The organism is Ruminococcus flavefaciens (assembly GCF_900143025.1).
Taxonomy (GTDB): Bacteria; Bacillota; Clostridia; order Oscillospirales; family Ruminococcaceae; genus Ruminococcus; species Ruminococcus flavefaciens_I.
Window position 1 is genome coordinate 168,621 of record NZ_FRCT01000005.1, and the last position, 18,388, is coordinate 187,008.

Sequence of the window (18,388 nt, forward strand, 5' to 3'; positions counted from 1 at the left end):
TTCGGTTAATGAAAAACAGCAGAACGTCTCAGCTTTCTACATAGTTTATATTCGGCTGTAATATATGCATATTTCGGAGGCTAAAATGGCATCAACTATACTTAATCAGACTATAATAATGCTGATACTTATAGGTGTTGGCGTGATTTGCGCCAAAACCAAGCTCATAAGCGAAGCGTCGAATAAAGATCTTTCAAAATTCGTGCTTCAGGTAGTAAATCCTGTGGTAATATTCATGTCCTACCAGAAGCCCTATAAAGCGGAGCTGGCAAAAAATCTGCTGCTTACATTTGTTATTTCGGTAATAGCAATGTCTGTGATGATATCTTTTTCGTACATACTTGTACGAAAGAAGGCAGGCAGGGAATTTGAGATAGAACGTTTTTCGTCAGTATATTCAAACTGCGGATTTATGGGCATACCTCTCGTAAATGCACTTTTCGGCGATGAGGGAGTATTCTACCTTACTGCATTTATAACGGTATTTAACCTTATCGTGTGGACACATGGCGTAATACTTGTATCAGGTGAGAAGGACTTCAAGCAGGTGGTCAAGGTATTTTATTCGCCGACCATAATCTCAATAATACTTGGACTCATAACATTCTTCCTTGAGATAAGGCTGCCTGATACAGCACTCACAGCACTTGGCTTTATAAAGGATGTAAATACACCTATGGCGATGATAGTTTCGGGAGTTACAATTGCTGCAACTGACGTACCGAAACTGCTAAAAAATTACAGAGTGTACTATGTTTGCTTTTTAAAACTTTTTGTTATGCCATTAATATTGGCAGTACCACTTTCACTTTTTTCTGGTTTTGATGACAAAGTTCGCATGACTGTACTGGTTGCGGCAGCAGCTCCACCGGCAGCAATGTGCACACTTCTTTCCATTCGTTATGGAAAAAATTCTGTATACGCATCGGAGATTTTTACCGCAGGAACTATACTTTCCGTAGGTACATTGCCGTTGGTTGTCAAAGCTACGGAATATTTAACAAAAATAATATAATCAGTTTGTCAAAAACGCTGATTTTAGAAATAATTGCGTTAAAAGGTTTGAATTTTAATAATATTGTGTTATAATATAAATACGTTAAAAGAGATTGAGTTTAAAATAAAAAGAAAAAATTATACCAGCAGTAATATTTAACAGTAACAAGACGTTCCAAGGGGATATGTTGGTTGTAATTGCGGAGAAGAAGTAATCCGAAACGATTTAAGAAATGGAGTTGTTGTTGTATGGAAAAAAGAGGAATTAGTAAGCTTGACCTGAAAAGACGTAACAGAATGCAGATACTCAGAGTCATCAGAGAATCAGGACCTATTTCGAGAGTAGACGTAGCAAGTGCTCTTGAGATCACAAGAGCTGCTGTAACTATCATTACAAACGAGATGATAGAGGAAGGTGTGCTTGTCGAGATAGGCGAAGCTCCCGTTAATACCGAGAAGCTTCAGAAGGGAAGAAGAAAAATACTTATTGACATCAATGTAAACAGCCGTTTTGCTCTTGGTGCGACCGTAGATGAAAAGGAAGTAAGCATCGGACTTACAAACCTTAATTCCGAGGTGCTGGACAAGGCAAGCATGGTCATTGATGACAGAACTACAAGCAAGGATATCATCAACTACATAATCAAGACTAGCAACGAAATGGTTGAGAACAGTGCTCTTACAAAGGACAAGATACTCGGACTGGGTGTCGGCGTAGTTCCTTCAATGTGGGGCAAGCTGAAGATATTCTACAAGGACGGCGTTCTTGATTTCACAAATTTCATTGACAAGCTCTCAGGCGGACTCAATTTCGAGATCCACTGCGGAAATGCCATAGGACTTATGGCACTTGCAAGCAATGATTTCAGAACACAGAACGGCTATCAGACTAATCAGGCGTTCATACACAACGGAAATCAGGTAAATCTTGCAATAATCAACAAGAATGAGCTTTCAGCCGATTATATATCCTATACATCTACTATCGAGAGATATATCGTATGCCCTAACGGAAAGTCATACGAGGGCTATCCTAACGGCTCTGTAAAGGCTGAGCTTTCAAGAACAGCAATGCTCAACGCTTTCTATGAGATATATTCCAAGGACAAGACACCTGTTCTGTACGAGCTTACAGAGGGTGACAAGACAGCAATAAATACAGATAACGTATTTATGGCACTTATGAGAGGCGAAGAGCCTGTAAAGGCACTTGTTGATGACCTTATCGCAAAATATACTGTTCTTATCAACAATCTGGCTATCAGCCATTTTGCAAAGAGGATAGTTCTTCATAACTTCAAGCTCAATGAAAAGCAGTTTGACTACTGCAAGCGTGAGATGATACGCCTTGTAAGTGAAGAGATCGCTGACAGAGTGGTACTCAGCAGATTAGACGGAAAGAACAATTTCCTCGGCGGCTGCGCTCTTATCATTCAGGATAACTTCTACATCAGAGGCGGTATGCAGTAATATTAGTAACAAAACCCGTAAGAAGCTCAGCTCCTTACGGGTTTTTTAGTTTGTAGGGGCGGCGTTTCGCCACCCATTAGTTGAGAGTTAAGGTTTCTGCTCCGCGGACGGAGTATAATGATTATAAATGGCATATTGTAGGGGCTGCCTTTGGCAGTCCGCGAGCCTTTTGCTTGTATGGCGACGTTATTTCAATGCATAATTGTGGTGCCCATTCCACTAACGGCTAACAGCTAACGGCTATTAAGCCGTTTGCGTACAAAAGCCGCAGCTATCCCCATGACTGCAAATGATATGAGCATACCTGTAAGGACTCCGCCCGTATCTATCATCATATCGCGGAATTCGCAGGAGCGTCCCTCCACAAATCTCTGGTGGAACTCATCGGAAGCCGCATAAAGGAAACCGAATATCACGACTCCGAGACTTTTCATGGTGAAAAGCTTTCTTTTTCCGACTGCAAAAGAGGCGCATAAGCCGAGGAGAGTATATATTGAAAAATGAGCTGATTTTCGGACTATGAATGAAGTCCTCTCCCATATTTCGTTCTGCTCTTCGATGGGTTTGTCATTGTAATCATCGTAAACGATCTTTATCACTAACCTTGTGATCCTGCTGCTGGTCTCGGAGGACTTTTCAGCCTTTTCGTTGGAAAAAATGAAAATATTTATCATTACAGCTAAGGTAAGTGCAGCGAATATCCATTGTAAGGGCTTTATTTGTCTGATTTTTTCGGCCATTGTTATAATTCCTTTCATATCTTGCTGTATATATTATACAATTATTGCTGACTTTTGTAAAGCATAAGATTTTTCGGAAAAAATTCAAAAAATCACTTGTAACCTGAGAATAAAAATGGTATAATATACTGTGTGTGACTTTAAGCCGCATAGCTTTTACATATAGATAATAAAAATTTGGAGGCAATAATGAAAAGATTATTCGCAAATGTCTGGACAAAGAGAGTTGTAGCGATTCTCAGCGTTATATACACCTATTTTGTATGCAAGCTCTGCTATTACTCCATATTTTACGATATACACGTACACCAGCGCACTTCACTGTGCCTGTCCATAACAGGTGTCTCGCTTGCAGCGCTTATCATAATGCTTTATACGAGACATCAGATACTTACACGAATATCCAGCTTTATCATACTTCCCGCGATGCTGCCCGTGGTGCTGCTGTATTTCGGCGAATGGGGACTTATCATACCCATAATAGTCGTTGGAATTGTGATACTTCTGCTTTCGGGCGCAGGAGAGGGCGTAAAGACAGCTCTTGCAACTGTCATACTCCTGATGTATATTTTCGGCGCACTGGGCTACTTCCTCTTTACATCGTTCTTTGTATCACCTGCAAAGGAGACAGAGGTAGGCAGAGGCGTTTCACCATCGGGTGACTACAGATACAGGATCGTGAACAGCGTTGATACCTCAAACGGAAGCACAGCTATCTACGTAGAGCCTAATACCGCTGATGTAAAGTATTCCTTCGTTACATTCACACTTAAAAATATGGAGCGCGTAGTGTTCCTTGACAGACCTTCTGACGACGAGGTACAGGTAAACTGGTCCACAGAGAACCGTCAGGAGATAACCGATCATCTCAACGCTATCTCAGACAAGATCGAGGTAACAGTTACAGATGCCGAGCTTGAAAAGCTTGGATATACTTACGATAACAAGCTCCAGCTCATAAATCTTTCAGCAAGCCGAAAGTTTGCGTTAGGACTTACAGCTTCTGACGTTGCTCCTGTTTATATTGATACCCTCAACGATGAACAGCTTGATTTCTTCGGCATCGGCAAGGAAGCAGACGGAAGATATTACGTAAAAAATCCATCTGCCGATCTTATTGATGAAGTTGACGGCGAACACGGCAAGAGGATCTATTTCAGCGAAATGGACACAGATGCACTCAGATTATTCAACAGCGAGCAGGTAGACGCAGCAACAGGCATATCCTACTTCAACGTAAAGAAGTGCCATACAGTAATGCTGAACAGCCTTACCGATAAGCAGCTTGAAGACCTTGGCGTATCACAGAGCGGCGACGTTATGTCCATAACAGTATACCGCGATGTCAAGAAGGACGAAGATGAGGAGCAGACCGAGACTGCCGAAAATACTGAAGCAGCCGAGCCTGAGAGAATAACCGTGGCAGAAAATAAGGTAGTTTTCCGCTTCTATGTGGCAGAGCTCGAGGACTTCTACGACGTTAATTCAAGACGTATCTCGGTAGATCTTTTCAACTAAAAATGAATTTAAGGCGCTGCGGGCAGCAGTCTGAGATATGATACAGCCTGCAGCGCTTCATTATTATCATATGTATGCACAAGTCCGCAAAAGAAGCGCAGAATGTAAAAAAATGAGCAAAAAAGGTCTTGAAAAAAGAACTGATATAAGATATTATAATTTATAGGATAATACAGGGACGGAACCCCTGAAATATATAAAAGGAGTTGCTAAGATATGGCATACGTAATCGGAGTTGACTGCGGTACAAGCGGTACAAAAACAGTTATTTTTGACGAAAAGGGAAGCGTTATTGCTTCAAAAACAATCGAATATCCTATGTATCAGCCAAAGAACGGCTATGCAGAGCAGGAGCCTGCGGACTGGGCAAACGCAATGGTTGATACTATCAAGGCTGTAATGGCTAAGAGTGGAGTTAAGAAGGAAGACGTTAAGGGTATCGGTATTTCAGGACAGATGCACGGTCTTGTAATGCTTGATAAGGATAACAACGTGCTTCGCCGTTCTATAATCTGGTGCGACCAGAGAACTGCTGCCGAGGTAGAGGAAATGAACCGTATCGTAGGCAGAGACAAGCTTGTTGAGATAACAGCAAATCCTGCTCTTACAGGCTGGACAGCTGCAAAGATACTCTGGGTAAAGAACAATGAGCCCGAGGTATACTCAAAGGTAGCTCATATCCTTCTTCCTAAGGACTATCTCAGATTTATCCTTACAGGCGAGTACGCTACAGAGGTATCAGATGCTTCAGGTATGCAGCTTCTTGACGTTCCTAACCGCAAGTGGTCAGACGAGCTCCTCAGCGCATTCGAGATAGACAAGAGCTGGCTTGGCAAGGTACACGAGAGCTGTGAGGTAACAGGTACACTCACAAAGAAAATGGCTGAGACACTTGGTCTCTGCGAGGGAACTATCGTAGTAGGCGGCGCAGGAGACAATGCTGCTGCTGCTGTTGGTACAGGAGTTGTTGAGGACGGAAAGGCTTTCACAACTATCGGTACATCTGGCGTTGTATTTGCACATACTTCAAATATATCTATCGACAAGAAGGGCAGAGTCCACACCTGCTGTGCTGCCGTTCCTAATACATGGCACGTTATGGGCGTTACACAGGGCGCAGGTCTCTCACTGAAGTGGTTCAGAGACAACTTCTGCATGACAGAGAAGGAAACTGCAAAGCTCATGGGCGTTGATGAGTACTACCTCATGGACAAGCAGGCTGAGACTGTACCTGTAGGCGCAAACAGACTTCTTTATCTCCCATACCTCATGGGCGAGAGAACTCCTCACCTTGACCCTGATGCAAGAGGAGTATTCTTCGGACTTTCAGCTATCCACACAAGAAAGGATATGCTCCGTGCAGTTATGGAAGGCGTTACATATTCACTCCGCGACTGCGTTGAGGTATTCCGTGAGATGAACGTAAACGTAAGCGACATGATGGCTTGCGGCGGCGGCGGATCATCACCGCTCTGGAGAAGTATGCTTGCTGACCTTTACAACTGCAACGTAAAGACAGTTGCATCTAAGGAAGGTCCTGCACTTGGTGTTGCTATCCTTGCAAGCGTTGGCGCAGGCATCTACAGCAGTGTTCCCGAGGCTTGCGGAGCTATCATCAAGACCGATAAGGTACAGGCACCTAAGGCTGAGAACGTTCCCGAGTACGAGAAGTATTATCAGCTTTACAGAGACATTTACCCTGCACTCAAGGCACAGTTTGCAAAGCTTGCTTCACTCTGATAAGCATGATAAAGACTGAAAGACTTCTGATACGTCCGTTCATGGAAAGTGATGCGGAAGATGCCTTTGAATGGCGTTCTGACCCTGAGGTGAACAAATTCATGCCATATCCCTGCGATACAGACGTTGAAGCCTTGCGCGAGCGGATAAGGGAGTGGATTGCGGATAACGATAAATATGCCATAGTTCTCGGAGAAAAGGTCATTGGCGATATCAGCCTTGAATGGAACGAAAAGGACAAGGCGCATGAGATAGGCTACAATATCAACCGCAGCTATTGGCGGAACGGCTATGCAACGGAAGCAGTCCGCGGTATTATCGGTTGGGCGGTGAATGAGCTTGGTATCCGTGATTTTACGGCGTTTTACGCAAAAGATAACGGAGCATCGGGCAGAGTCCTTGAAAAATGCGGATTTGTACAGGAGTACACAGGTCAGTATTCCCGTGACAACGGAAAAACAGTATTTGAAGCGTTATTTGTACGATTACATATTGATTGAAGCTAAGGGCGGACTTTATGTCCGCCTTTGGAAATTGTGAGGAGATGTGAAAATGAACGATCAACAACTGAAAAAAACAGCCGCGAGAACGTATTCACAGCTCCTTGCAATATGCGGCGAGAAACAGGCGTATTACGGCTTTATGCGGCTTTGCGGACTTGCTTTTGCCGATCGCAGCGCACTTGAAGCCATAATGTCCCGACCCGAAGAGCTACGCATCGCTCTTTTCTATGAAAAGTGCAGGCAGCTTGCGGAGAAGTACGGCGGTATTTTTTCGCTTTACGGCGAGCTTTCGGTACCGTCCGCACTTTTATCCGACGGCGGAGCGGCTTCGGAGCTGCTGAGTCTGCCCCGTGAAGTGTTCGCAGGAGATGACGCGGTACTCGGCTGGTGCCACCAGTATTTCAACGAGCCATACAGAAATGAGATATCAGTGGGACTAAAAAGCAGCAAGCGGCTCAGCACCGAAAAAATAGCCCCTGCCACCCAGATATTCACTCCCGATTGGGTAGTGAGGTATATGGTGGATAATACTCTCGGACCATATCTTGCGGAGCACGGATATACCGCAGGAAGCGGCGAGCTGACATTTTCTGCGGAGCTGAAACAGGCGGAAAAGCTTCCACTTGAAGCAATAAAGCTCATAGATCCATGTATGGGCAGCGGAAACGTTCTTCTGTACGCTTTTGATGTATTTTTTGAACAGTATCTGGCGCAGGGATATACAGCAAAAATTGCTGCGGAAAAAGTGCTGAAATATAATCTTTTCGGGCTTGAACTCGATGAACGCGCAAGAGCGGCAGCAGAAACGGCAATACGCGTAAAAGCTCAGAAATTCGGAGCAAATACACTGCCACAGGTGTATGATTTTGCAGGAGTAAGTGAAAATACAGGCTCACTGCACAGTGAAATCGACCTTCCGAAAGCCAACGAAAAGGCAGCAATTATCGGCAAGCTTCTCGGACAGAAATATGCGGTAGTCGTTACCAATCCGCCCTATCTGGGCAAGCCTGCAATGAATGAGGAACTGTCGGCATATGTGCGCAAAAACTTCGCCGACTACAGTGCCGATCTCTTTTCGGCGTTTATGGCAAGATGCCTTGATATGACTGAAAACAGCGGATATATCGGCTTTCTGACTCCTGCTACGTGGCTGTTTCTGCAATCGTACGAGAAGCTCCGTAAGCGCATTTTTGAAAGCTGTTTCCTGCAAACTCTCATTCACTTCGAGTATTCCGCCTTTGAAGCGGCAACAGTGCCGCTCTGTTCGTTTACCATAAAGAACGCAGAAAAAAGTGGAAGGGGAGTTTATCTGCGGCTTTCAGAGTTCAAGGGCGGAATGGAGGAACAGCGCATAAAAGCTGCCGAAGCGATAAGCGCCAAAGACTGCGGCTACCGATTTGAAGCCGATACAGCGGATTTTCTCATGATTCCCTCTGCGCCCTGTGCCTACTGGCTGGGACAGGATATGCTGAGAGCGTTCAGCGGCAGGACCCTCGGCAGTACTGTTGATATAAGGGAAGGGCTGATCTCGGGAGACAATGACCGCTTTTTGCGAAGATGGTATGAGGTTGAAGTAGATAGGATAGCATTTCTGAGTACCCATAAAAAGCGTTGGTATCTTCTGAATAAGGGCGGAGAGTACCGAAAATGGTACGGCAACCGCCTATTTGTCGTAAACTGGGAGAACGACGGCTATGAGATAAAGCATTTCACCGATAAAAACGGAAAGCTTCGATCCCGTCCGCAGGGGCTGGACTACAATTTCCGCCCCTCAGTAAGCTGGTCACAGATAACCAGCGGAGCGTTTTCAGCCCGATATTTTGACGAGAATTTCATGTTCAACGTAGCAGGCTCAAGTGCATTTCCGCACAATGAACAGCAGCTTATGATGCTTATCGGACTTCTCAACAGCAAGGTCGCTTCTGAGCTTGCCCAGGTCCTGAATCCAACCCTGAACATGAACCCCGGGGACGCAGCGCGACTGCCGCTGCCAGATGCAGAGCTTTACGACGCGGATACAGAGGCTGCTGTCCGCGAGAATATAGAAATATGCACCGCTGACTGGGACAGCTTCGAGACTTCATACGGCTTCAAACGTCACCCACTGATATAGATATGCAGTTTTGATTTTTGGAGAGGTGAACTGTGCTTCGGGCGGTGCTGTGCGGCACTTTTTTGCACCGCAGAAAGAAAAATCATAAATATTTCGCTGTGGAAGTTGATTTATTTTTTTTTATATGTTATAATAGTATAACCGTATATTATCGACAGAATAATAATATTTATATAGATAAGGAGAATACGAATGGCTATTACCGAAGCAGTCGAAAATTACCTTGAAACTATACTTATCCTTTCCCAGAAGCAGCCTGATGTCCACGCTATCGACATCTGCTCCTACCTTGGCTATTCACGCCCTACAGTCTCTATAATCCTCAAAAAAATGAAGGACGAGGGACTTGTAAGCGTTGACGGCGATAATCATATAAGGCTCACAGACGGCGGCAGGATAGTGGCAGAGCGTATTTATGACCGTCATACTGTTCTTACAGAGTTTTTCACACTCCTCGGTGTCAAGCGTGATATCGCTGTCGAAGATGCCTGTAAGATAGAGCATGACCTCTCCGACGAGACATTTGCGCTGCTGAAGGCGCATTACAGAAAGCTTGCCGAAGAGCAGAAATAAGCCTTTTTCGGAGGAACTAATGGGTAAATATGAAAAATTCAGGGCGGAAGCACCCGTATTTGTATATAAATCGTACAGTATTAAGGAAACAGCAGATACTATCGAGGTCGGCTATGAATTTGAGTTTCCGAATTTAGCGAAGTTCACTCCCGGCTGGACTTTCCGCAAGCCCGAGGATATTACCGTAAAAGGCGATCTAACCTTTGAAAGGCTTGTTTTTTCACTTGGTATGGCAGAAGCCGTTAGCTACTGGAAGGCTGCCTGCTCACCTGTATGCCGTGTGGAGTGCGGCGAGCTTGACAGCGAGCAGATACAGTGGTGGAAGAAGCTCTGGTTTCTTGGACTTGGCGAGCTTTTCTTCGTAAACGGCATAAAAGCTGATTTTGAGAGCTTTGTGGACATCGTTCCCACAGGAAGCTTCGACAGCTCACTTACAGAGAGCAAGCGTCAGCCCTCAGGCTGTCTTGTGCCTATAGGCGGCGGAAAGGACTCTGCCCTCACCCTCGAAACACTTGTGAATGCAGGTATGAAGTGCAGGTGCTACTCCATAAACAAACGCCGCTCGATAATTGATACAGTCACAGCAGCAGGACTTTCGGAGGACGCACTCATTATTTCTCAGCGCCACTTCGACCGCTCGCTTATCGAACTCAACAACAAGGGCTATATCAACGGACATACGCCGTTTTCTTCAATCGTAGCCTTTTCGGCTGAGATAACAGCCTATCTTAACGGTTTAAAATACCTCGTTCTCTCCAACGAGTCAAGTGCCAACGAGAGCACTGTAGTAGGTCAGGACGTAAACCACCAGTACTCCAAGAGCTTTGAATTCGAGCAGGATTTCCACAGCTATGAGGAGAAGTATCTCCGCACAGGGCAGTACTATTTCAGTTTCCTGCGCCCGCTTGCAGAATTTCAGATAGCAAAGATGTTCGTATCTCACAGGAAGTATCTGTCCGTATTCAGGAGCTGCAACCTCGGAAGCAAGGTATCTCCCGATATATGGTGCGGAGAGTGCCCTAAGTGTCTTTTCGTGTGCCTGATACTTTCGCCGTTCCTGAGTCTTTCCGAGCTCAGCGGCATATTCGGCAGAGATATGCTTAATGACGAGAAAATGAAGGAGTACTTCATCGAGCTTATCGGACAGTCCGAGCACAAGCCCTTCGAGTGTGTAGGCAGTATCGACGAGGTTAATTTAGCCGTAACACTGGCAATACGCCGTCTTGAACAGGAAGGGGAGAAGCTCCCGATGCTGTTTGAGGAGTACAAGAAACGCGGACTCTATCACCCCGAGACAGTTGATGCGCTTAACGAGAAGTGCTGCGGTTCTTACAATGATGAGAATTTGCTGCCCGAGGAATTCAAAAATATACTGACAAATGAAATGGAGCGTTTGCTGTGAACAAATTCAGCGAATATATAAAGGAATACACTGACGGAAAGAAAATATGCATACTTGGCTTCGGCAGAGAGGGCAAGTCCACGTATAAGATACTGACAAAGTACGGCAAACAGGCGTCTGTTGCCATTGCCGATCTTAATCCTGTGGACCGTGAGGCAAACGGACTTCCCGACAGTGTAGAGCTTATCTGCGGCAAGGACTATCAGCAGTGCCTTGACAGCTTTGACATGGTATTCAAAAGCCCGGGTATCGTCCTCGAAAAGCCCCTAAACGAGCTTAAATGTCAGATAACCTGCGAAACACAGGTGTTCTTCGAGGTGTTCCGTGAAAAGATAATCGGCATCACGGGTACAAAGGGCAAGAGCACGGTTACTTCGCTCATATATCATGTACTGAAGGAGTCGGGAGTTGACTGCCGTATCGCAGGAAACATCGGTATCCCCGTATTCGATATCGCCGAGGGCATGGAGCAGGGGACAGTCGTAGTCTGCGAGCTTTCCTGCCACCAGCTTGAATATATGACAGTTTCTCCCCGATATGCCGTGTTCCTCAATCTCTATGAGGAGCATCTTGACCACTACGGCACTATGGAGAATTACTACAACGCAAAGAAGAATATCTATCTCCACCAGCAGAGAGGAGATCTTCTCTGGTGCAACAGCGAGATAGCTCCGAGCTGTGATAATACTGAGGTTATCCGCGTATCAAACTCCGACAGCAGTGCGGATATATACGTGGCTGACGGTGTTGTGAACTACGAAAACGGCAGGAAATACAGTATTCCTGTGGAGGATATAAAGCTTTTAGGCGAGCATAATCATTATAATATCGCAATAGCACTCGGCGTTTGCAGTCAGATAGTTGACGAAGCCGATTTCGACAAGGCAGTGCGCACCTTTGATCCGCTTGCACACCGCCTTGAATACGTGGACACAGTCCGCGGCATACGCTGGTATGACGACTCTATCTCTACAGCCTGCGCAACTGCAATATCCGCATTGCAGAGCGTTCCGATGGTAGGAACTATCCTCATCGGCGGCATGGACAGAGGTATCGACTATACGTCTCTGGTAGATTTCCTTGCTGATTTTGACGTAAGGGTAATATGCATGGAGGCTTCGGGAAGGCGTGTATTCGATATGATACAGGAACGAGAGGATTTCAGAGCAAAGGACCGCGTACACTACGCAGACCACCTTGAGGACGCAGTAAAGCTTGCTGCGGAAATAACTCCCGAGGGTATGAGCTGTGTTATGTCGCCTGCGGCTGCAAGCTATGGTATCTTCAAGAACTTCGAGGAGCGTGGGGACGCTTTCAAGAAGCTGGTTGCGGAGCTTGATTAATGAATTGAGAGTAAATTTATGGGGGGCTGGATAATTTCTGCCTCCTTTTTGTTGTTATTAGTGTACAAAAAAGACACCTTATATTTATTATTACCGAACAAAAGACATAATAAATGTTGAATTAATATTGACAATATATACGCATAGAGATATAATGTCTATAAGGAGTGGAGTTTTTATGTTTGAAAATTCAGGTAAAAAATTAAGAACATTTGCAGGAATATTGTTTTCATTCTCTATTCTTTGCAGCTTTTTCTCTTTTATTATTTCCGTAAATAAAAAGCACTGTTTATCACTGGCATTGATCCCTGTTTCACTGTTTGTGAGCTATATAATATGCTTTTCGATTTATGTCTTCGGATATCTTCGGGAGTATTTCGGAATCGTGGACAGAAATATGCGTAAAATAGCGTCTGCTGATACGAACAAATTTCCGAACCTTGAAAAAAGCGGATACGAAGAAGATATGAGTGAAGCAAATAATAATTAAGGAGCTGAATTAATAGGCGAGTTCTGCTCACAAGAAATTTAAAAGTCACTATAAAAGGGCGGATTTATCCGCCCTTTTTAATTAGGAATTAATGGTATCGGCTCTGCCGATAAATCAAAATTATATCCTTAAAATCCATCGCCGTAAGGCGATACTTCAATTCCTGATTAAAAAAAGGCTCGCGGGCGAACTGTGTGCGCCCCTACAGGCTAAAGGCTTTGGGCGAATCAAATTCGCCCAATCTGGGCTTTTATTGCTAAATTTTACTGAAACTCTTGCAATTCAGAGCAAGCTATGATATAATATTAACGATGGGGTCTTGAGCCCCGTAAATGAATTCTCAGGAGGAATTATATCTATGTTAACTTCAGCTACAGAAATGCTCCAGAAAGCAAGAGCAGGCAAATACGCAGTAGGTCAGTTCAATATCAACAACCTTGAGTGGACAAAGGCTATCCTTCAGACAGCTCAGGAGTGCAATTCACCTGTTATCCTCGGTGTATCAGAGGGTGCCGGCAAGTATATGTGCGGTTTTGAGACTGTTGCAGCAATGGTTGCAGCAATGGACAAGTCTCTCGGAATCACAGTTCCTGTTGCACTTCACCTTGACCACGGCTCATACGGTGCTTGCTACAAGTGCATCAAGGCTGGTTTCACATCAATCATGTTCGACGGTTCACACTTCCCGATCGACGAGAACGTTGCTAAGACAACTGAGCTCGTAAATGCTGCTCACAATCTTGGTCTTTCTATCGAAGCAGAAGTAGGTGCTATCGGTGGTGAAGAGGACGGCGTTATCGGTAAGGGCGAGTGCGCAGATCCTGATGAGTGCAAGATGATCGCAGACCTCGGCGTTGACTTCCTCGCAGCTGGTATCGGTAATATCCACGGCGTATATCCTGCAAACTGGGAAGGTCTCAGCTTTGAGACTCTCGAGGCTATCAACAAGACTGTTGGCGATATGCCTCTCGTACTTCACGGCGGTACAGGTATCCCTGACGATATGATCACAAAGGCTATCTCACTTGGCGTTGCTAAGATCAACGTAAATACAGAGTGCCAGCTCGTATTTGCTGAGGCTACAAGAGGATATGTAGAAGCAGGCAAGGACAAGCAGGGCAAGGGCTTTGACCCAAGAAAGCTTCTCGCACCCGGTGTTGAGGCTATCAAGGCTAAGGTCAAGGAGAAGATGGAGCTCTTCGGAAGCGTTAACAAGGCTTGAGTATAATTATTCCATAAATATAAAACCTGAGGACATACAGTTCTCAGGTTTTCTTTTTATATAGTATCACAGAATGAAGTTATCTCGGCTTTTCGCGGCTCAACGGCTTCTTTATATTCAACTGAGCACAGTCCCAGACCTCCGCAGCACTCTATTTCCATATGACCGTAAAAATGCTCGATAGTACCGATTATTTTTGCACATTCCTTCATATTCGGACCTGTACGCAGAGCGATTGCGTAACCCTTTTTGCCGCTGCGCAGCTTTGCATGGGGCTCATGGGTATTGCACCAGGGAGTGCATCTGTCGATGAATGCCTTGAACTGAGCAGGCACATCTGCCCAGTATGAGGGAGCAACGGAAACAATTATATCGGCATTTTCAAAGTCGTACATAAAAAGGCTGTGGTCATCATTCTGAACGCACCTTGCAGTATCATGGCAGGTCCTGCACCCTTTGCAGAAGCCGAAGCTATGGTCATCTATACATATGCTTTTAGCCGTGTACTTTTTTGAAAGCTCCTCGGTGACTATGCGGACTATCTCGGCAGTCGCTCCGTTTCTGACAGGACTGCAATTGATGATAAGTGCGTTCATAATGATACCTCCGATTTATAAAATTATAAATATGATTATAGCACGGAAGGCACTATATGTCAATAAAAAATCACTTCTGAGAAACATATCAGAAGTGATTTTTCTGTTATTGGTTGATAAGCGACATAGGGTCGATATACTTGCCGTTATGTGTCATTTCAATGTGGATATGCGGAGCAAGTGCGCTTTCGATATCGGCAGAGCCGCCTACAGTACCGATGAAATCGCCGCCGCTGAGCTTATCGCCCTCCTGCACTGCAAGGTCAGAGCTTAGACCGCAGTATTTTGTGATATAGCCGTTTTTGTGGTCGAGGACAAGAGTAACGCCCCATAATGCGTCATTTATTACAGAAGTGACCTCTCCGCCCGACACAGCGTAGACATCTGTCCCTACCTCGGCAGCTATATCGACACCGTTATGAGTCTGCCATGAGCCTGTAGTCTCATTTTTAACGAGTTCACCGCCGCTGAAAGTAGTGATGATATTGCTGATATCATCAAGGGGCTTTTTAACGTCTGTCATGCTCTGTGCGGCAGTTTCCTCGGCTTCTGCCTGTACAGGCTCGGCAGGCGGCGGAGCATCAACGCTTATTTCAGCAGCAGGGATAGTTACCGCAGGAGCGTCCGTAAAAACGGGCATAGTAGCAACGGCGGTAGTGACTCTGTAGGCAGGAGTCGTGGTTTTCGGTATGTTGGTAACTCGTCTGTCAACAGCAGCTTCACGGACAATAGTTTTATCCGCAGCAGGCTTCATATCGGTTATTCTGTCGCCCTGCTTATGAGCGAAAAGGCAGGCGGCACCTATCATGACGGCACTGATACCAAGTGCAGCATAGAAGCCTTTAGAGCCTTTTGCATAATGTTTGTCGGTCAGTTCATTTTTCTTCACACTAACACCTCCGACCATATTATTGACAAAAGCTCGGAAAATATACGCTATTTTCTCGGAAAAAAATTAATGAAGATAGAACTAAGAGCTAAGAATTAAGAGCTAAGTATGTGGCAGTTATTCTCACACACCACCGATAATATTACAAGTATAAATGACCAATTGTAGGGGACGGCGTCCTCGACGTCCCACAATACCTTGGTTTTACTCACTAACCAATAATAACAATAATCATGCACAAAAACAATTATGCAGCTTTGTGCAAAACATAGAAACTAAAAATTATTTTTCTGATAATCAATGGGTTTCCGTTGTTTTTCTGCAATTTTATGCCCTATTATAGAAAGCATCTTGAAAAAGAAAATGGGACGAAGATATCGTCCCATAGGTTATCAGTTGTTATCTGGTTCCTGTGATGTTTCAGAGGAAAGTGCATTAGGGTCATAGGGTACAGTAGGCTCTGTAGGAACAGCGGCAGGATATTCTGTCCACGGCTGCTGCTGAACAGGCTGAGTCCACGGCTGCTCCTGAGCGGCAGGTGCAGGCTCGATGTACTGCTCTATAGTTACAGGCTCTGTAGTAGTTGTTGTGGTAGTTGTAGTCGTAGTAGTAGATGTAGTAGTTGTAAGCTTTGGGCGAACCTCCTCAGGGAGTTTCGGCTTTGATGGCTTTACACCGTTAAGTCCGTAGCACTCCTGATAAGCAACAAGAAGGTCGCGTATCATATACTTTGAATACTCACCGCTCTCGATAACGCCTGCAAAAGCGACTTCGGGATTATCTGCGGGAGCAAAGCCTATGAAGAAGGAGTTCTGCTCGTTAAGGTCGGCACCTGTCTGAGGAGTACCTGTTTTTATAGCCACATCGTAGCCCAGGTCAGTAAGAGAATATCTTGCAGGCATACTCCTTGAAGCGTCTATCATACCGCCAACGATATAGTCATAGAGGTCGGGAGTATTTAGCTCAATCTGCTGAGCAATAGTAGGCTCGGTCTTTTTGATGAGGTTATTAGTGCCGTAGCTGTAATAGCTGTCAACGAGGTAAGGCTGATATCTAACGCCGCGGTTAGCGATAGTGTTGGCGACTACAGCCATTTGCAGCGGAGTCATACCGCAGTCCTGGTTACCGATACCTGCCTGTATAACGTAACCGATATACCATTCCTGACCGTGCTCGGCAAAGGTCTCGGGGTTACAGAGATAACCCTCAGCATCGCCTGTTTCAATGCCTGTATGTGAGCCGAGTCCGTAGAGCTTAGCGTACTTCGTGATATTGTCGATACCAAGCATACGTGATACCTCATAGAAGAAGCAGTTGCACGATACCTCGATAGCAGGGCGGACTGTTATATTGTTATGATAGCCTGTACAGGAATAATTTGTTCCGTAGAAATTGTAAAGCTGATGACACACAAGAGGAGTACCGCCTGTGATAACGCCCTCATTCAGACCTGCTGTAGCAGTAATGGTCTTGAATGTAGAGCCCGGACGGTAAAGACCGTATGTGCAGCGGTTTACAAGAGGCGAATCCTTAGCCTGAAGGAAGTAATCGTAGTTTTCGGAGTAATCCTTCAGATTATAGGTAGGAGCGGTAGCCATACCTCTTACAGCGCCTGTTTTAGCGTCAAGAACGCATATAGCGCCGCAGTTGCCCTTGAGTACCCAGGGCTTGGGGTTTATAGAGGGGAAGGTGTTGGTGAGGAAGTTATCGAGGATATTCTGTAATTTCAGCTGATAAGCGCCGTTTACGGTAAGCTTTACAGTTTCGCCGGAGGTAGCGTCTGAGATAGTCTTTACATCTCTGACAACGCCGTCCTTGACAGCTATCTGTTCCTCGCCGTTCAAACCTCTGAGTTCAGTTTCGAGTGCAGCTTCGATACCGCTTTTGCCGAGAATATCGTTATAGCTGTAGCCCTTGCTTTTCAGCTCATCGTACTCCTCGGCGTAGATAGGACCTACAGTGCCTATCTCATGTGGGAGTATATCTCCACGGAGTATTTTACGCTCAGAAGCGTCGATAGCCTCGATACCGCGATAGAAATTGCCCATTTCTTTAAGGTCAACAACAGTTTTTTCGTCCACTCCCTCAGCAAGGAGAAGGTCGTTGCTGTAGGAGAAGTCCTTATCTATCATCTGATAGCGCATACCTGCGATGATACGTTTTTCCTCGTCGGTATACTTATCGTCTATCTTATAATCGGATATGAGCTTGTCGATGCAGTTTTCAGCAGTAGCATAAACGTTGAGATTAAGGTCTGATATAAGCTCATCGGTATCCTTTGAAGTGAAAATATATGGCTTCGAGAATGAAACAGGGATACTTTCCTTGAATTTATAGCCTCTTTCCTCAAGAGCTCGGTATATACCGAGGAGAGTCTTGTTGCCCTCTTTCAGGTCTGTAGGGAAGAAAGCCATTCTGAGGACAAGGTCTGTTCTGGCATCATTGGTAACTATGACATTTCCGTCATAGTCGATTATCTCGCCGCGGGTAGCCTTTACGCCTTTTTTATAGGTAAGGGTACCGGGCTCGTACTGGTTCGGAGCAGCAATGCTCTTATCGCCTACGACCTGTATTTTCATAAGCCGCAGAGAACTGAGCAGCGCAAGCAGAACCACAAGCAGTATTATAATAATGGATTTAAGGTTTTCTGCAAATCCTTTCAATGGACTGCCTCCTTTATAGTTATGACCGCACGAAAAAAGTGCGGTCGCAAGAGCTTGATACTCATATAAAAGTTTTGTACATTATATTGAGGAAAATCCTTTTGAAGAAGGTTTTCCCCGATAAAAAGTA

At 45.1% G+C, this 18,388-nt stretch carries 15 protein-coding genes; 11 read left to right on the plus strand and 4 right to left on the minus strand.

Going from position 1 to position 18,388, the window contains the following annotated elements; translation table 11 throughout:
* Positions 1 to 85: 85 nt before the first annotated feature.
* Together BUB28_RS07230 and BUB28_RS07235 are read left to right on the plus strand one after the other, a co-directional pair.
* Positions 86 to 1,015 (plus strand): AEC family transporter, encoded by a 930-nt coding sequence (locus BUB28_RS07230; protein WP_072950216.1) that lies wholly within the window; start codon positions 86 to 88, stop codon positions 1,013 to 1,015.
* Positions 1,016 to 1,245: 230 nt separating this feature from the next.
* Complete coding sequence (locus BUB28_RS07235; RefSeq protein ID WP_072950217.1) at positions 1,246 to 2,466, plus strand: MarR family transcriptional regulator; 1,221 nt, start codon at positions 1,246 to 1,248, stop codon at positions 2,464 to 2,466.
* Positions 2,467 to 2,699: 233 nt separating this feature from the next.
* Here the strand turns inward: BUB28_RS07235 and BUB28_RS07240 are convergent, their stop codons facing one another.
* A complete protein-coding gene (locus tag BUB28_RS07240; protein ID WP_072950219.1) occupies positions 2,700 to 3,206 on the minus strand; it encodes a VanZ family protein in 507 nt (168 codons plus the stop codon).
* 189 nt (positions 3,207 to 3,395) lie between these two features.
* On the opposite strand from BUB28_RS07240, the gene BUB28_RS07245 reads away from it, so the two are divergent.
* The 9 genes from BUB28_RS07245 (at position 3,396) to fba (ending at position 14,110) form a co-directional block, all read left to right on the plus strand.
* Positions 3,396 to 4,724 carry a hypothetical protein gene (locus tag BUB28_RS07245; RefSeq protein ID WP_072950221.1) on the plus strand — a complete coding sequence of 443 codons (1,329 nt, stop codon included), beginning with the start codon at positions 3,396 to 3,398 and terminating at the stop codon, positions 4,722 to 4,724.
* Positions 4,725 to 4,940: 216 nt separating this feature from the next.
* Complete coding sequence (xylB, locus tag BUB28_RS07250) at positions 4,941 to 6,464, plus strand: xylulokinase (RefSeq protein ID WP_072950222.1); 1,524 nt, start codon at positions 4,941 to 4,943, stop codon at positions 6,462 to 6,464.
* A gap of 5 nt (positions 6,465 to 6,469) precedes the next feature.
* Positions 6,470 to 6,964: a GNAT family N-acetyltransferase gene (locus BUB28_RS07255; RefSeq protein ID WP_072950224.1), complete on the plus strand. Its 495-nt coding sequence runs from the start codon at positions 6,470 to 6,472 to the stop codon at positions 6,962 to 6,964.
* 52 nt (positions 6,965 to 7,016) lie between these two features.
* The gene (locus tag BUB28_RS07260) at positions 7,017 to 9,080 is read left to right on the plus strand and encodes an Eco57I restriction-modification methylase domain-containing protein (protein WP_072950225.1); all 2,064 of its coding nucleotides are present in this window, start codon (positions 7,017 to 7,019) and stop codon (positions 9,078 to 9,080) included.
* A 192-nt stretch (positions 9,081 to 9,272) separates the two neighbouring features.
* A complete protein-coding gene (locus tag BUB28_RS07265; protein WP_072950227.1) occupies positions 9,273 to 9,653 on the plus strand; it encodes a metal-dependent transcriptional regulator in 381 nt (126 codons plus the stop codon).
* 19 nt (positions 9,654 to 9,672) lie between these two features.
* Positions 9,673 to 11,055: a MurL-like N-terminal domain-containing gene (locus tag BUB28_RS07270; RefSeq protein ID WP_072950229.1), complete on the plus strand. Its 1,383-nt coding sequence runs from the start codon at positions 9,673 to 9,675 to the stop codon at positions 11,053 to 11,055.
* Positions 11,052 to 12,398, plus strand: a complete 1,347-nt coding sequence (murD, locus tag BUB28_RS07275; RefSeq protein ID WP_072950231.1) for a UDP-N-acetylmuramoyl-L-alanine--D-glutamate ligase — start codon at positions 11,052 to 11,054, stop codon at positions 12,396 to 12,398. Before BUB28_RS07270 ends, murD begins: the two co-directional genes overlap by 4 nt.
* A 178-nt stretch (positions 12,399 to 12,576) precedes the next feature.
* The gene (locus BUB28_RS07280; RefSeq protein ID WP_072950232.1) at positions 12,577 to 12,888 is read left to right on the plus strand and encodes a hypothetical protein; all 312 of its coding nucleotides are present in this window, start codon (positions 12,577 to 12,579) and stop codon (positions 12,886 to 12,888) included.
* Between the two features lie 358 nt (positions 12,889 to 13,246).
* Positions 13,247 to 14,110, plus strand: a complete 864-nt coding sequence (gene fba / locus BUB28_RS07290; RefSeq protein ID WP_072950235.1) for a class II fructose-1,6-bisphosphate aldolase — start codon at positions 13,247 to 13,249, stop codon at positions 14,108 to 14,110.
* Between the two features lie 56 nt (positions 14,111 to 14,166).
* Here fba and BUB28_RS07295 read toward each other — a convergent pair whose 3' ends face one another.
* The 3 genes from BUB28_RS07295 to BUB28_RS07305 form a co-directional block, all read right to left on the minus strand.
* Positions 14,167 to 14,706: a flavodoxin family protein gene (locus BUB28_RS07295; RefSeq protein ID WP_072950236.1), complete on the minus strand. Its 540-nt coding sequence runs from the start codon at positions 14,704 to 14,706 to the stop codon at positions 14,167 to 14,169.
* A gap of 106 nt (positions 14,707 to 14,812) precedes the next feature.
* Positions 14,813 to 15,595: a M23 family metallopeptidase gene (locus tag BUB28_RS07300; RefSeq protein ID WP_072950238.1), complete on the minus strand. Its 783-nt coding sequence runs from the start codon at positions 15,593 to 15,595 to the stop codon at positions 14,813 to 14,815.
* 392 nt (positions 15,596 to 15,987) lie between these two features.
* Entirely contained in the window at positions 15,988 to 18,258 is a 2,271-nt protein-coding gene (locus tag BUB28_RS07305; protein WP_072950239.1) for a penicillin-binding transpeptidase domain-containing protein, read from the minus strand.
* Positions 18,259 to 18,388 lie beyond the last annotated feature (130 nt).